Annotated in this window: 9 protein-coding genes; 3 read left to right on the top strand and 6 right to left on the bottom strand. The window is 59.8% G+C overall.

All coding sequences use genetic code 11. The features are described 5' to 3' along the window. Position 1: 1 nt before the first annotated feature. The 3 genes from AC5O5R_RS20035 to AC5O5R_RS20025 are packed head-to-tail and all read left to right on the top strand — an operon-like array spanning position 2 to position 7223. Positions 2-2902 (top strand): hypothetical protein, encoded by a 2901-nt coding sequence (locus tag AC5O5R_RS20035; protein WP_494514665.1) that lies wholly within the window; start codon positions 2-4, stop codon positions 2900-2902. Next, positions 2899-3420 (top strand): hypothetical protein, encoded by a 522-nt coding sequence (locus AC5O5R_RS20030; RefSeq protein WP_172226185.1) that lies wholly within the window; start codon positions 2899-2901, stop codon positions 3418-3420. The genes AC5O5R_RS20035 and AC5O5R_RS20030 overlap by 4 nt, the downstream gene beginning before the upstream one ends. Then, complete coding sequence (locus tag AC5O5R_RS20025) at positions 3417-7223, top strand: RHS repeat domain-containing protein (protein ID WP_172226188.1); 3807 nt, start codon at positions 3417-3419, stop codon at positions 7221-7223. The genes AC5O5R_RS20030 and AC5O5R_RS20025 overlap by 4 nt, the downstream gene beginning before the upstream one ends. Before the next feature lie 46 nt (positions 7224-7269). Here the strand turns inward: AC5O5R_RS20025 and AC5O5R_RS20020 are convergent, their stop codons facing one another. The 6 genes from AC5O5R_RS20020 to AC5O5R_RS19995 form a co-directional block, all read right to left on the bottom strand. After that, on the bottom strand, positions 7270-8355 hold the full coding sequence (locus AC5O5R_RS20020) for a fimbrial protein (RefSeq protein WP_494514664.1): 1086 nt from the start codon (positions 8353-8355) through the stop codon (positions 7270-7272). A 56-nt stretch (positions 8356-8411) separates the two neighbouring features. Then, positions 8412-10907 carry a fimbria/pilus outer membrane usher protein gene (locus AC5O5R_RS20015; protein WP_494514663.1) on the bottom strand — a complete coding sequence of 832 codons (2496 nt, stop codon included), beginning with the start codon at positions 10905-10907 and terminating at the stop codon, positions 8412-8414. A 31-nt stretch (positions 10908-10938) separates the two neighbouring features. Further along, positions 10939-11694, bottom strand: coding sequence for a fimbrial biogenesis chaperone (locus tag AC5O5R_RS20010; protein ID WP_494514662.1), 756 nt, complete (start codon positions 11692-11694; stop codon positions 10939-10941). 93 nt (positions 11695-11787) lie between these two features. Then, a complete protein-coding gene (locus AC5O5R_RS20005; RefSeq protein WP_494514661.1) occupies positions 11788-12336 on the bottom strand; it encodes a fimbrial protein in 549 nt (182 codons plus the stop codon). A gap of 448 nt (positions 12337-12784) precedes the next feature. Further along, positions 12785-13195 (bottom strand): PA2817 family protein, encoded by a 411-nt coding sequence (locus AC5O5R_RS20000; protein WP_494514660.1) that lies wholly within the window; start codon positions 13193-13195, stop codon positions 12785-12787. 67 nt (positions 13196-13262) lie between these two features. Next, positions 13263-15710 carry an acyl-CoA dehydrogenase gene (locus tag AC5O5R_RS19995; protein ID WP_494514659.1) on the bottom strand — a complete coding sequence of 816 codons (2448 nt, stop codon included), beginning with the start codon at positions 15708-15710 and terminating at the stop codon, positions 13263-13265. Position 15711: the final 1 nt, after the last annotated feature.

Here is a 15711-nt window from a genome sequence, read left to right as displayed (position 1 = left end):
CATGTTCTATTCATTGGAGCAACTGCTTGAAAAAATGAAGCAAGGATCGGTGACGCTTGGCTGGGGCGCAGTCGCGGTGTACAGCCGTCGCCAGCTCAATCGTTTGCTGGAGCAGCAGTATCTGCAACGTCTTGCGGAGAACAACTTTCTTCCACCGTTCAGCGACATACTCAAGCGCAAGGCGGTGGGTCAGACAGTCTCGGTGGAAGGGCTCGAGTTCGGCACGCCGATGTTGTCATTCAGCAGCGCCTCGGTCAGCGACTCCAAGGCCACGCTGACCTTGAACATCATCAGCGGCACGTTGACCTTCAACGGGGAACTGCTGCGCAGCTATGTAATCACCGAAGCGCAGGGGCATTCGCTGACAATGGAGGTCGACCTCCAGACCGTGCGCGGTGAGGTGGCCCCCTATGGTCGGGTCGCGCTGAATCTGGCCAAGGGTGCGAAGTTCACCAGCAAGCTCTTCGATGAGGAGGAGGAAGACAAGGACCACCTCCACCAACAGCTGGACAGGGCATTGGGAGATTGGCTAGGCGCCATGCCAGCGCGCTGCGTGATGTTTGAACTGGGCACGGTGGACTTCGCCGGTTATGACGAGTTGACCCCTACCAACTTCATACTGCGCACCCAAGCGGCCCCCGGGGCACGTATACGAAATGCAGACAATTACGGTGATGGCGCAGTGCTGGTGTTCATGCGCCTGCGTGGCAACGCTACTGATGGCGAACAGCCCGATGGCGCATACCCTTATCTGCTCCCCGAAGGCGACTATTCGGCCACGCTGGTGCTGAACAAGGATTTGTTGAAGTACGCTTCCGCTGAAGGCTTCGAGCTGCTCGCTACCCTGCTGTTTCCGGAACTCAATGCCTTTGTCAAAACGGCAGACCATACGCCGCTGGATCGAGCCCTGTTCGGCAATATAAACCCGTTGCTGATGAGCATGAAGGTAAAGCCGGCCATGGGTACGGTTGTGCCGGCGGGCCAAACGCATCAGTTCGAACTGTACGATGGCGAGGACAAGAAGCAAAAAGCCAGCGCCTGGTCAGCGCTCAATCCACAAAGCCATGACTATAAAGGGCATGGCACGATCAGCGCCGATGGCCTCTACACTGCCCCCGCTGCGGACGAGGTAGGGGAGGATGTGCTGAACGTCATCATCACGGCGGAATTCAAGAAAGGTGACGATACCTACAAGGCCTCTGCTCGCTTGCTGGTGACGTCCGCGGAGGTGCTGGCGATGCCCGTTGCTGGCGCCTATCAGCCCAGGCAGAGTGCAAATGGGATAGATGTGTGGAACGCGGGCAATGATCCGGTCAGATTCCGATTGCTGGGCCAGCCTTTGGGCGAGCTGGCGTATGTGGGAGGCGGGCGATCAAGGTTCGTACCGGGTGGACAAGCCCGGCGGCGAGTCCTTAGTGTGCAGGAACTGCAGGCCGAGTCGGCGGAGCAGAATCGCACTGCTCTCGTTCTGGTTCACAACCAGCCCCTGGTGGCGCTCGACCCACCCTTCGTGCCGAAACAGGCCTTCGGTGGCACCACCCAGCTGCGCGAAGTGAACCGCATCATGCCCAATGAACAGCGGCGCTGGCGAATGTTGTCAGGCCCCGGCAACGTGTCCCCATCGGGGCAGTTCACGGCCTCTACACAAGGCATACAGCAACCCAATGTGGTGGCCTGTGAAGTGGTGCGCAATGGCGTGGTATTCGCATCGGGCTATAGCGTGCTGAAAGAGACGCCGGTAAAGCCACTGAGCAGCTGGGTGGCACTGCAGCGCTTCACCGTCACGGTTGGCAAAAGCCCCGAGGGCGTGCGCGGGACAGTCGGCTCCAGTGGCTTCCAGCAACTGGAAGTCGAGTTCACCGTGGAAACCTTGCAAGCGGATGGCGCGGACTACAAGTTGAGTCCGACAGAAATTGGCACGCTCACGCTTTTCGACCGCGCAGGGCAGAAAGTTGCCAGCCTGTGCGACAACGAGGAAGGAATCGGCAAGGAGTATGGCAATGTCTGGCGTACCAGCCTGACAAAAAACCGGTTCGTATTGGCCAATGAAGGCCCCATGCAATCTGCAACGCCGCGTGGTCCGGAGGACCGGACCATACGCCAGACGCTCCACCTGCACCGCCGCGGAACGTCGGGGTCGCAAGTGTTTTACGCGGGTTTCAAGTCCGCGAGTGGCAGGTGGTTTTATTCCAATGACACGGATCATCGCAACGCCACCATCGAGGTTCAGGTGCGGACACCGGAGCCGTACAAGTCCAGCGATTATACGTTGACTCGCAAGCGTGTGGTTGGTGGTGGTGCAGTTATGGATCCTCCAGGCGTCCCTGTGGACCCGCAACATGAAGCCTTCGACATGCACCCGGTCACTGAAGACTACTGGTTGCTGGACTACCGGAGCGGGACTTTCTATACAGCGGAGTTCATAAAATCCAAGGCGAGTGATGAGGAGGGCGATGTCAACACGTCGATCGCTCGCTGGGAAAGCCCTTACTCGAATGAGCGCTTCTACAGTTACACGGGATATATGTTCCAGAATCATGGCGAGCCGGAACCCACTGCTGTTTCTTTCGATAAACGAATCAAGGACCTGCTGGGGACGGAAGATTACCATCGCCCGGTGCGCTCGGAATACGAAGCGGGGCTGTTGGTGATCGCCAACTACCGAAACATGAATCGTGCGCTGGGTGAGGTTGATCCGAACGTGCTGTCGAAACTGTCCAGGCCATTACGCGTGCAGTTGCATGATGCACTGGGGCATGTCCATGTGGTGCAACTCGATTATCTGCCTTCCACCACAATCGGTGATCGAAACGTATTGGTGCACAGCGTGCCTTCACGGCCAACGGCCGGCGATGACTCGATCATTCGCCTGGTTAACTTGAATGCGGGGGAGTCGGTATGAAATCAACAACCTTGAACAGCGTTTTCGCCTGTTTGCTCTCAGTGTGTAGCTTTGCCTGGGCCGATCAACCGAATTTGCCCAAGCAGCTCAATCCCAGAATCGAGTTTGCGCAAAAGATGGATGGCGAGCAGAGGCCTGGCGGCCGGCAATGCTCAATCGGTATTCCGGAAAGTGGACACAAATTCAATAAAATGTCCGATACCGTGTGTAAAAATGACGTTGTGACGTTCTTCAGATTCGTCGATGTCCCGTCCACGACGAACGTGCATTTATCATCCGAGCTGAGTTGCGCGGGGGGCGACTGGATGTTTGGTGTGCGGGCAATCAAGCACCCCACCACCTCAAAGTGGGTAGACATTCGAAATCTCGTAAACGTGAAAGAAGGAACTATCATTCAACCGGGCCTGATTAAAAGTCATGATCGCTACAGTAGCGGCAATATTGAAGGCAAGCTGAGTTGCGCAACTGTCTATGCGCCAGGAGGCTCCGCCTCTGTCGCAGAGGGAGAGCGACCATGAGCGCATCCACCGCTGTGCACTCCAACGCTTTCAATTTCTCTGCCTATATTGAAACCGGTGTCGATCCGCGTACCGGTCAATATACGATGTCCATCAAACTGCCTGCATTGAAGGGCAACGCCCTGCAGGGCCCGGATTTCGGTCTGACGTTGTTCTACAGCCCGTTGAACAACGAGGATTCCGGGTTCGGCAAAGGCTGGAATCTGCAACTTACGCAAGTGCGCAATAACCTCGTGACGCTGAGCAGTGGTGAGTCTTACAAGATTACCGGTACCTCCTCGTCTACCGGGCGCCTGGAAATGAGCGAGCAGAAGCTGCGGCACTTCGACCTGTACCCGGAACCTGCAGGCCCCGACGGTGCCGAGCGTTTCCGTGTGGAGCATCGCTCCGGCCTGGTCGAGGTGCTGAAAACGATGGGCTCGGGCGCAGGCCAGGTTGCCTTGCCCATCGAACTGCATTCGCCGCTTGGCCATGTGCTGTACCTGCAATACACGCCTTTTCAGAACGGTCACGTGCTACTGAGTGAGGTGCGGGATGAGGATGAAACACTGCTGACGTTGCAGCGTGTGGGCAACAGCCGCGTCGAAATCCTGTGCTATCCCTACGGGGGCGCGGGCGGCGACCCGCTGGCGCGCTATGGCATGACCTTGAGCGGCAGCGACTTGCGGGTCAGCGAGATCACCCTGCCCACGGCCAACCAGGCACGTTGGCGCTTCACCTATCGGGATGTGCGTGGGTACCTTTGTGTGAGCGAGGTGCGTACGCCTTTTGGCGGCCACGAGCGGATTTTTCACGAGGACGCCGGGCACCAGTTCCCGCCCAGCGCCAACCGGGCAAATCTGCCACGGGTCACCCTTCACGAAACGCTGCCAGGTTTTGGCCAGCCTGCCAGCGTGGTGCGCTATGAATACCCCGACGCGCACAATTTCATCGGTGGCGGCAGTACGGTTCCTTGGTCTGATGAAGGCCTGGACAACCTTTACCGGGTAGACAAGGGGTATACCTACCAGACCGTTGAGCGCCATGAAGTGCAGGGTAGAACCGTGCGCTCGATCACGCGTACGTTCAACCGTTTTCATCTGCTGACCGACCAGGACACCGTTCAGGGAGACAAACGGCTGCAGGCGTTCAGCGTCTATGGGGAAGTGGACGGTTCGTTCGATCAGCAGCCGCCTTTCTTCCAGTTGCCCCACCAGGAAACCCAACGCTGGTCACTGGTCAGCAACCCTTTGAAGCAGCGCGAAGAAACGCAGGCGACAACCTACGATACCCACGGTAATGTGCTGACTCGGTTACTGCCGAACAAGGTGCTTGAGACCAATGTCTGGTATCAGGGCGCAGAGGAAGGGGACCCGCACGGTTTCGTGCGCAACCTGAAATCCAGGGAGGTGAAGCCTGCAGCTACAGGGCAGGGCAGTGCGCGTACCTTGATCCAGCAGTACCAGTACAGGCAGTTGATGCCGCTGGGCGGCTATCTGAAGAAAGCCTGGCGGTTGGTCGATGTCGAGACACTGAGCGAGCCTGGCGCACAGCCTGGCGAATTCCACGAAAAAGTCGCCAGGGTGTATTTCGACGCCCCTGCCGAGCCATTCAGCTATGGTCGAGTGCAGTTGCAGACCCTGAGTTACCCGGGCGACGAGCCGGGCAAGGCGCTCGACACCGCAACGCATTACGTTTACAGCCTGCCTGACGACACGCGTGCATTGCAGACCCTGCAAACGCAGGTAGGTTTTGACGGCGAAACCAAGACCATTATCTTGCAGCATGGCCTTGAAACGGGTGAGCCGGTGCTCAATCGGGACGATAACGATGTCGAAATCCGCTATGAATACGATGCTTTGCGCCGAGTGATTGTTGAAATCGTTGCGCTAGGCAAGCCAACCGAGGCTTACCGTCGGTACAAGTATTTCCTGTGCGCTTACGACAACGAGCAGGCTCAGCAATGGGCGTCCGATGTCAAGCAGGTAGAGACCCATACCCTGTTCGACGGCCTCAGTCGCCCGGTCTTCGAAGAGCGTGAAGACCGGGACAGCGCCACGTTCGCCGGTGCATCCCGGCCTATTTATCGCGCGCAATACGACGAGCTCGGCCAGCTGTCGAAGGAAACAGAGATCGATTGGCTGGGTGATCGCCTGCTCGAGTTGACCAGCACCTACCACTACGACGACTGGGGTCAGCAGTACAGTGTCACGCTGCCCGAGGGTGTGACCGAGGTCGAGGAAGTCGATCAGGTGGCAAGCAAGGATGGCCCGGTGCATCGCACCTGGCGAGAAGTGGGTGGAGTACGCTGTAGCGGTATCACCGAAACTTGGCAAAACCTGTTTGAAAAACCGTCGCGGATCGAGCGTTTTGCCCTCGACGGCAGTACTGTGGTCAGCCTGCAGGTCAATGAGTACGACGGCCTCGGTCGCCTCAGCGCGGAAAAACGCGGGAGCGGTACCGGCCAGCGCATCGACCAATATCGCTATGACGTTTTTGACCGTGTTCTAGAACATGGCCTGCCGGACCGTACCAACAAGGTTTATCGTACGTACGCCTTTCATAGTCGCAATGACCTGCCTGAAAGCATCAGCGTGGGTAGTTCCGAGGCGACGGCGCGTTTGCTCGGTCTGCAGAAATTCGATGGCCTCGAGCGGCGCATCATGGCGACGACAGGCGGACGGCGACAGGTGTTCGAGTTCGCCCCGGGCGAACGGCAACCGTGCAGGGTGCGAGCGGCTGACGGCAGGGTGATCGAATACCAGTATGACCCCTCGCTCAGTGAGGAGCCGGTAAGGCGGGTATTGGCCGGAAAAACCGCGCAATATGACTACGACCCTAAAAACGCCAGGCTGAGGCATTGCGAAGAGAACAGTGCTGACGATGGCACCCGTTATCTCATGGACCGAGACTACTTCCTCGGCAATGGTGAGGTCCGGACAGAGACGCGGACCGTGGAGGGTGAAGCCTTCACCATGGTTTACGACTACAGCTACCGCAGTCGCCTGCGCGGTTACCTGGACGTGCTGAACCAGATGCAGTGCTACGAGTATGACGACTTCGGCCGCCTGGTGAAAACTACGTTGAGCGCGCCGGTGGCTGCGAACTCCCGCTACCGAATGCGTCGTGAACCGGCAGCGCAGCAGTTGTTGCTGATATCGACGTTCGAGTATGACGAGCAGGGGCGCATGGCGTCCTACTCCACGCAGGATGTCGTGACGGGGCAGGCGTTGACCACCCGGCTTGAATATGACGAGTTCGACAGAGAGATACTCCGTACCTTCGATTTTGGCGACACCCTGCAAACCCTCAAGCAGGATTATGACCAGTTCGATTGCCTGAACTATCGAATCCTGGAAGAGCTCGACAAGAAAGCTGACCCAAGCTACCTCAAGCTGCTGCGTCACGAAACATACCAGTATGATCGGCGTGGTCGGCTGCAGAACTACACCTGCACGGGCCCCGCGGCGCCTGTCGACCCCTCCGGTAAGGTTATTGCCCGCCAGACGTTCGGCTTCGATGCGGTCGACAACATCATCTCGGTCAGCACCCAGAGCCCGGAGGAAGCCCGCCCACAGCTAACGCGGTACGAGTTCACCAATATCGCCGACCCGGCGCAACTGACCAGAATCGTCCCACCTGCCCCGCTGTCGCCTGTCGAACTGGAGTACGACTTGAATGGCAATTTGACCAGGGATGAGCAAGGCCGGGTGTTGATCTATGACTCACTCAACCGCCTGCTGGGGGTCGAGACCTCCACAGGTGAACACTGCCTCTATCATTACGACCCCGAGAACGTCCTGTCCGCGACCTCATCTGGCTGAGGGCTTACGCTGAAGCAAGGCCGGTGTCATGGCCGGCCTTGTTTTGCTAGCGGTAGCGAATGGTAAAGTTCAGGGCCCCTTTGGCAAGGCCAGCACCTACTGCGCCGCTCGCCTCCAGCTGATAGAAGCGAGCCTCGAAGTCCAAGGGTACCTCGCCCTTCTTCAAGGGTATCAGTTCGTGCTCCGTGCCCAGTTGCATCGGCTTCCCGGCGTAGAGCATCTGGATGCCCACGCCGCGTGCATCGGAGTCGTCGGTCAGGCTGAACACGTGTTCTCCCGCGGGGCCTACTGGCTTTGAACCATTGATGCCATGGAGCTCGATGGTGGCCAACGTCTCATTGTCCGGATCGCTATCCACCTGGCAATTGCTCAAGCGAATCCGGAAAGGCTTCGCGGTCGTGGTGAAGCCCGGGCCGGTGAAGTCTTTGGTGTTCCATTCGCCGAGATCCACCGGTAAGGCGCTGGTCGCAGCGAGTACATCGCACTGGGTCTGGATGATCGATGCCCGCAGGCTGAATTCGAGTACCTTGCCCAGGCCGGTATCCACGTGGCCAGTGATCAGTGGGCCGTCCACTACATGGATCCCAGGTGACAAGTCGCCCGTCTTGACCAAGGTGAGCGTGTGGTTAAAAAAGAACATCTCGACGGGGGCCAACCTCACTTGCTCGTACCAGGAGGTGAATGGCACATAGGGTGAAGGTTCCGGGTTGAATTGGTCGGTTCCCCCCTGAAACGGAAGCCCCATCATTATGATCGCGCCGACGCCGGGGATGCTGGTGTTCAGGATAGGTGCATCCGAAAGGTGGCTGTCAACAGTGGCTATGGGGGGGTGAACACCGAAGGAGGCTGCCATGTCGAAGTTGATTCGCTTGCCCTTGGGATCACAGGTAAGGACCAAAAGGTTTCTGTCAGGAAGAGACGTTGATCCGAAAGTGGCGATCGTTCTGCCGATCCGAGCATCGCGCGGGACGTAGAGGGTGCCCAGGTTCCGTTCATATTGCATGATCCCGGCGCCGCGCAGGGGGTCGAACCAGCACCGCTCGTCTCGGTCGGACGTTGCCATAGCCTGAGCTGCTGGCCAGACCAGCGCCATCAGCAAGGCTCGGCGCAGGTTTTTCTTGATGTCTTTCATGGCTTTCCTGAAGCGCGTAGGGCAGCCACTTGCGAGGCTGCCGTGCGATTGATTTGCTAGATACAGGTGAGGGTTTGCAGGCGATAACCGTCGACCAGCGGGGCGGCCAGCGGGTCGACGTGTAGCTGGCAACTGGCCTCGGGCTGGTCGCCCCAGCTCACCAGCAAGGGGTGATCCACACTCGGGCTGGTGAGCATGACTACGCCGGCTTGCCCAACCATGCCGATCGGCTCCCCGTCTTTACCCAGCACCTGGGCACCAAAGGGCAGGGGCTGGCCGCCCGCGCCGTGCAGGGTGAGCACCAGGCGCGAGACGCGGCTGGCCTCAAAGCGTCGTTTCACCACTGCACCTCGCCGTGGCACCACTTGTGCGGTGCCATTGTCGATTTGCACATCAGGGTCCAGGCGGTCGGTTTCCAGCACGATCGCGTTGGCCCTGTAAGGTTGCAGGTGGGGCAGCAGTGCATAGCCGTGGGCATCGGTGCGGGTGCCGACCGCGTTCTGCAGGCCGACATCGGCCACGCCGGGGACTTCGACCAAGGCTGCGGTATCACCCAGGTAGCGACCGAATGCCAGCCCATCCGCGTGCAGCAGCACAGCGCCACTGGCATTCAACGACAGGCTGCGATAAACGCTGCCCTCGGTAATACCACCACTCAAGCTTGCGTAGGGCGCCTGGTGGCCGAGGGACAGGGCTGCAGTTTTACGGTCGCTTTCGTCACGGCTGAGGCTGGCGCTGTAGCTGAGTGCGCGTTCGGTGTCATTGCCGCTGAGCGTAGTGCGTTGGCTGTGGCCTCTGGCGTTGTGCTGCAGGCCGAAAGAGGCATTGAGGGGGCGGCCGAAATGCAATGGCATCGACACGCTCAGGCCGAACTGGCGATCGCTGCCGTAGCGGTCGGCCAATGACTGTGAGGCGAACAGGCTGTAACTGACACCGCGGTGATGGGTGTTGAAATTGAACTGATACTGCCGCTGGGTAGCACTGCGCTGCCAGTAGTCCTGGTGTGACAAGGTGAGGGTCATCGAACTGCTCCTGCCCAGGCTCTGGTGCACCGATGCCTCCAGCCGACTACGGCGGCCGCCGCTGAACTTTGCGTCATTGCTGCGCTGGCGCAGCGCCTCATCGAAGTCACGGTAACCTTGTGTCGAATAGCGGTAACCTGCGAAACGCAAGTTGGTATTGCTAGTGAACGCTTTACCGTACTTCAATGCGTAGCTCGTACCCTGCACGTCGCGCTCATGGGTGTTGTCTATTGTGCTGAATGCCTGAGTAACGTCGAAGGCCAGCGCCCCAAAGTTGCCGAGGTCCTTGCTCAGGCCCAGGTTGCCCGCGCGGTAGAACTCACTTGCCATCAACCCGCCGTAAAGGGTGGTGTTCCACTGGGTGCCAAGTGCCAGTGTGCCCTGCCAGAGCAGGGGGGTGTCGAGTTGAGAAGAAGGATTGTAGCGCCCCAAGGTTGCACTGTAGCGCCAGACACCCGGTCGCATCAGGCTGTTGATGGTCGAGAACGGCTGTATGAACCGCCGTACCTGGCCATCGGCCTCGGTCAGGACGACTTCCAGCTCGCCACTGCCTGCTGTGCTGAGATCGTCGATGGCATAGGGCCCGGCGCTGACGTATGTCGAATAGATCGGATAGCCATTCTGCCAGACCTCGACCTTTGCCCGGCTTTGCGCTACCCCGCGAATGATGGGGGCGTAACCGCGCTGATTGTCGGCCAGCATGCTCATGTCAGACGCCACACGCACACCCGAGATCGGGACTGAGCGAAACACGTCGCTGTCGGTGAAGGTTTCGCCAAGGGTCATATTGGCACGGGTACCCGGAATATCCCGCTGAGCGAAAGTTTGCACTCTGGTCCATTCACGCCCGCCCTGGCTGTCGTGGCGCCAGGATTGTGTGCTGCGCAGGCGCCACTCGCCTAGATTGACGCCAGTGTTCAGGTACAGGTCGCCACTGTTGAAGCGGCCTGCGTAGCGATTGTTGCCTTGCAGGGTCGACGCTTGGTAGCTGATGAAGGCGGCATTGATACCGCTTTCCCAGCGAGACGGGTCGACCTGCCCGGCGCTGTCTCGGCGCATGGCGATCTGGGGGATTGAAATGCCCAAGTGCAGCTCCCCCGGTGAAAAGATGACTTGCGCGCCCGGCACCACTGCCGTGAGGTCCAGGCAATCTTTGCTCTGATCATCCGGGTTGGCCAGCGCTTCCAGGCGCAGGCCCCATTCGCCCAGCAGCTTTGCGGCAAGGCAAGGTTGCAGTTCGCCGTCCGGGTTCGGCTGGAAGTCGAGCTCATGTTGACCGACCGGTTCGAGGTTGACCTGCACGCTGACGCGGTAAACGCCAGGCGCCAGTGCCTGGTCGCTGGTGAGTTTGCTCAGGGACCAGACGCCAACCTCTTCAGGCTGGCCCGGTACCTGGCGCAGGAAGCCGCTCTGGAAGCCTGAGTCTGCGTGTGCGCACGGCAGTGCGACCAAGGCGGAGCCACCCAACACGCGCAACAGTGCGCTGCGCGGGCTGTGCGAAATGCACCAGCGTAGTGAGGGGAGGAACATGGTAATGTCCTTTGTTGCTGCGAGGCCGGCCCTAGTTGGGCAAATGAATAGGTGAAGTCAGTGGGGTGGTATATCCACCGTAATCATTGATAACGGAAAATTCGGCGCGCAAGCCGGCGCTTCGGGCAATACCGTCAACGGGGTAATCCTGTGCAGCGAAGGGCGCTACCATGGCGGTGTTCCTTAGTTTGTGTTGCTGCCCTGGGCCATGCACGCTCAGGCGAATGAAGGTGACATGAAACGGTGAGGGGTTATCAACCCGCAAATAGGGCTTACCGTTTTTTTCTATCAATGAAAACTTCAGGGATTTCAATTGGCTGGTGGACGAATCTTTCAGTTGCTGCGGTCGATAAAACATCTTGATGCGGGTTCGCATCGCAATGTTGAGGGTATTGCCAGGCGCGTCACTGGCTTCGGGTATTTCCTGGACATTGAGGAAAAACAGCGACTCGCGATCGTCGGGCAGTGTGCGGGGTAGTCCATTGATTTGTACAAGCTGCTCTTTGCCAGGTAGCAATTTGAACAACTGTGGCGCTGGCAGAAACGGTACGGCGGTTGTATTGTCATCGGCACTGGTGTTGATCCACGTCTGCACGGCATATGTCTGCGTGCTGGGATTGCGCACGACCACCGTTGTATTGCGCTTGTCACTGTGGAACACCAGTCGGGTATTGTTCAAGGCCAACGCCGCCTGGGCACTGGTAATGGGCAAGGTGTACAGCAATATGGCCATGCAGGCGCCCATGAACGGGCGCAGGCATGCCGCCGCTGGAAATAAGCCGGGCATGAAGGAGGTTCCTTTGGGACCCAGACGTCGAGGACGCCTGGGTGAAGCGACGAAACGAAGTGACACGCCAGGCCAGGCCGGGCGCGCTTGCTATCAGATGATATCGACGGTGAAGGTTACCACTGCAGAGGCTGCGCCAGCGGTCACCGTAGGCGCAATGGAGCGGTAGTAGGCGTTAAACGGCAGGCGCGTTTCACCGGTGTTATTCAGATCATACGCATCAGTGGCGGTGCCGGGCTTGATGACTTTGCTGTCTTTATCACGCAGCGAAATGGCCACACCTTTTGCGCCGTCAGAGCCTCCTGTCACCGCGAAGTAGTCACCGCTTGGATCGGCGGTACCGGTGAAGGTGACGGTAGCGCTATTGTCAGCGAAGCCGCATTTGGCCCCATCGCGAATTACCAGATCGAAGCGTTTGCCAACATATTCCTCACCCACGTTCTCGAACTTACTGGCTGGCACGTCACCCAGGCTGACAACGCTGACGGGACTGTTGTCACCAGGATTGACGATTTCAATCGGGCAGCCGTCCGCGGTAATGCGGCCTTCGAATTTCAGGTTGGTGCCGGTACTGGCGAAAGCCGAAGTGCCTGCGGTGAGGGTAAGCAGGCCGAGCGAAAGTGCCACGAGGGATTGTTTCATGGGTTCGATAATTCCTGAGTCAAGTTGTGATGGAGTACTGCTGAAGTCACGGCTATATGTGGGTGCGTTATGCATTGCCACTGCTGCGCTTCGGCGCTGATTCTATTGATGGTACTTGGTTTATTTCAATGGGAATTTAAGCCGTTTATTTGTTATTTATTTATGTATAGGGGGCGGGGTTATTTGCTGTTGTATTTTCTGTGTGTGGTGGCGGATATTTACCGATGCTGTGTTGAGTGCTGTGGGTGCAATAAGTGTTTTCTGAATTATGATTTGGATGCGTTACCGTCAGAGGGCATGACGTAATTGCATGTAAGGGGGGCAAGCGGGGAGAGCGGCGGGCGAGCGCAGGAGAACAGTTGTGCGCTGGCGACAAGGCAGAGGTGGCGCGGTGCCGAGAAGGTGCAGACGCCTCGCGGTGCAGGGTCGAGGCGTCGGGGAAAGGTTGCTAGTGCGAGCTGTCGCCGCCATTGAAACTCAGCAGTTGTTTTTCCTGGTTCCAGTCAAAAGGTTCATCGGCCTGTTCGGCCTCATAGCGACGCTCTTCCAGTTGCTGGTAGAGCGCCAGCTCATCATCCGGCATGAAGTGCAGGCAGTCGCCGGCAAAGAACCACAACAAGTCACGCGGGACCAGATGGGCAATCTGCGGGTAGCGCTGGATCACCTGGCAGATCAGGTCCTGGCCCAGGTACTGGCTTTCCAGCGGATCCTGTGGCAACAGCGTGAGCAGTTCGTCGAAGCGTTCGAGGAACAGGGCGTGGCTTTCTTCTGGCACCTGCTCTGCTTCACCCAGTGCCACCAGGATGGTGCGCAGGTGCTGGAGCAGTTGCAGGTGATATTCCAGGTGGGGGGTGGCCATGGAATGGGTCCTCGGTATGGCTGAAACGGGGGCGGAGTATACGCCGCCCCCAGTTGCCCGCGAAGGGTCAGCGCACTTTGCCCGGTTCAGGTAGCAGCTGCGCCTTGTCGAAGGCATCGACATCGATCACCTTGCGGCGCGCCTGTTCGGCCTCGTGCAGGCGCTGGCCTTCGCCCGGCTGCAGCACGCCGGCCTCGACAGCGGCGTCGATGGCGGACTGGCCAGGTGCAGGCTGTACTTTTCCTTCTTTGATGGCCTGGTGCAATGCTTTACCTGTTGGCGCCGCATCGTCCAGCAGGTCGCTGGCCCTTTGCAAGGCTGCAACCGGGTCATCTTCGCCCTGCGGGCGATAGCAGCCCGCCAGCAGTTCTTCCAGCGCCGGGTCGCCCTTGCGACGGCCAATCAGCTCTGCCACTTCGGCATCCAGTTCATCGCAGGGGCCGGTATGGCGACGGCCGAAGGGGAACACCAGCACCCGCAGCGCGCAGCCGACGAAGCGGTTGGGGAAGTTGTCGAGCAGGCGGTCCAGCGCGCGCTCGGCCTGGCCAAGGCTTTCTTCCATGGCCCAGCGCAACAGCGGCTGCAGGTGTTCAGGGGAGCCCAGGTCGTGGTAGCGCTTGAGCGCAGCGCTGGCCAGGTACAGGTAGCTCAGCACATCACCCAGGCGCGCACTGAGGCGTTCGCGGCGCTTGAGCGCGCCGCCCAGCAGCATCATCGACAGGTCGGCCATCATCGCGAAGGCGGCAGCCTGGCGGTTGAGCGCGCGGAAGTAGCCTTGGCTCAAGGCATCACCGGGCACGCGCTCCAGGCGACCCAGGCCCAGGTTCAGCACCAGCGTGCTGGCAGCGTTGCCGGTGGCGAACATGATGTGCTTCATCAGCAAGTCGTCAAACTCGCGCAACGCCTGCTCACGGTCATCGCGCCCGGCCAGGGCCATTTCCTTGAGCACGAACGGGTGGCAGCGGATGGCGCCCTGGCCGAAGATCATCAGGTTGCGCGAGAGGATGTTCGCGCCTTCGACGGTGATGAAGATCGGCGCCCCTTGCCAGTTGCGCCCCAGGTAGTTGTTCGGGCCCATGATGATGCCCTTGCCGCCATGCACGTCCATGGCGTGCTGGATGCATTCGCGGCCGCGCTCGGTGAGGTGGTACTTGAGGATCGCCGACAGTACCGAGGGCTTTTCGCCCAGGTCCACGGCCTTGGCCGTGAGCAGGCGTGCGCTGTCCATCAGCCAGGCGTTGCCGCCGATACGAGCCAGCGACTCCTGGATGCCTTCGAAGGCCGCCAGCGGCACATTGAATTGCTCGCGGATGTTGGCGTACTGGCCGGTGACCAGGCTGGTGTACTTGGCGGCGCCGGTACCGACTGCGGGCAGGGAGATCGAGCGGCCGACCGACAGGCAGTTCATCAGCATCATCCAGCCCTTGCCGAGCATGGCCTGGCCGCCGATGAGGAAGTCCAGCGGTACGAATACGTCCTTGCCGCTGTTGGGGCCGTTCATGAACGCGGCCCCCAAGGGCAGGTGACGCTTGCCGATATCCACACCCGGGGTGTCGGTGGGGATCAGTGCGAGGCTGATCCCCAGTTCCTCCTGTTCGCCCAGCAGGTGGTCAGGGTCGTATGCCTTGAACGCCAGCCCCAGCAGCGTCGCGACGGGGCCCAGGGTGATGTAGCGCTTTTCCCAGTTCAGCCGCAAGCCGATGACTTCTTCGCCCTGCCATTGGCCTTTGCAGATGACCCCGGTGTCGGGCATCGCGCCGGCGTCGGAGCCGGCCAGCGGGCCGGTCAGGGCGAAGCAGGGGATGTCATCGCCGCGGGCCAGGCGCGGCAGGTAGTGGTTGCGCTGCTCGTCGGTGCCGTAATGCAGCAGCAGTTCGGCCGGGCCCAGCGAGTTGGGCACCATCACCGTGGAGGCGAGGTCGCCGCTGCGGGTGGCCAGCTTCATGGCTACCTGCGAGTGGGCGTAGGCGGAAAAGCCTTTGCCGCCGTACTCCTTGGGAATGATCAGGGCGAAGAAGCCATGGTCCTTGATATGCGCCCAGGCTTCGGCTGGCAGGTCCATGTCCTGGCCGATCTGCCAGTCGCTGACCATGGCGCACAGTGCTTCTGTGGGGCCATCGATGAAGGCCTGTTCTTCATCCGTCAGCTTGGGTGCCGGATAGGCGAGCAGGGTGCGCCAGTCGGGGCGACCGCTGAACAGCTCGCCGTCCCACCACACGGTGCCGGCGTCGATCGCTTCGCGCTCGGTCTGCGACATCGGCGGCAGGGTGCGCTGAAACCAGCTGAACACCGGGCCGGTGAATACCTTGCGGCGCCAGTCCGGCAGCGCGACCAAGGCGACTTTGAGCGCCAGCACGATCCAGATCAACGTCAGCAGCCAGCCAGGGGCACTGCTGAAAATGCCCATCAGCAGCACATACGCCGCCATGGTGCCCAGGATCTGCAAGGGCGCCAGGCGCCGGTGCGTGAGGTACGCCGCGCCGACCACCAGCACTACCAACCACAACAGCAACATA

Source organism: Pseudomonas sp. 8_5_2 (assembly GCF_059295255.1).
This window is presented reverse-complemented; position numbering and strand designations above follow the sequence as displayed.

Excerpts from the sequence above, each read along its gene's own strand:
- AC5O5R_RS20005 (WP_494514661.1), bottom strand. The coding sequence starts at position 12,336 with ATGAAACAATCCCTCGTGGCACTTTCGCTCGGCCTGCTTACCCTCACC.
- AC5O5R_RS20015 (WP_494514663.1), bottom strand. The coding sequence starts at position 10,907 with ATGTTCCTCCCCTCACTACGCTGGTGCATTTCGCACAGCCCGCGCAGC.
- AC5O5R_RS20000 (WP_494514660.1), bottom strand. The coding sequence starts at position 13,195 with ATGGCCACCCCCCACCTGGAATATCACCTGCAACTGCTCCAGCACCTG.
- AC5O5R_RS20010 (WP_494514662.1), bottom strand. The coding sequence starts at position 11,694 with ATGCCCGGCTTATTTCCAGCGGCGGCATGCCTGCGCCCGTTCATGGGC.
- AC5O5R_RS19995 (WP_494514659.1), bottom strand. The coding sequence starts at position 15,710 with ATGTTGCTGTTGTGGTTGGTAGTGCTGGTGGTCGGCGCGGCGTACCTC.
- AC5O5R_RS20020 (WP_494514664.1), bottom strand. The coding sequence starts at position 8,355 with ATGAAAGACATCAAGAAAAACCTGCGCCGAGCCTTGCTGATGGCGCTG.
- AC5O5R_RS20025 (WP_172226188.1), top strand. The coding sequence starts at position 3,417 with ATGAGCGCATCCACCGCTGTGCACTCCAACGCTTTCAATTTCTCTGCC.
- AC5O5R_RS20030 (WP_172226185.1), top strand. The coding sequence starts at position 2,899 with ATGAAATCAACAACCTTGAACAGCGTTTTCGCCTGTTTGCTCTCAGTG.
- AC5O5R_RS20035 (WP_494514665.1), top strand. The coding sequence starts at position 2 with ATGTTCTATTCATTGGAGCAACTGCTTGAAAAAATGAAGCAAGGATCG.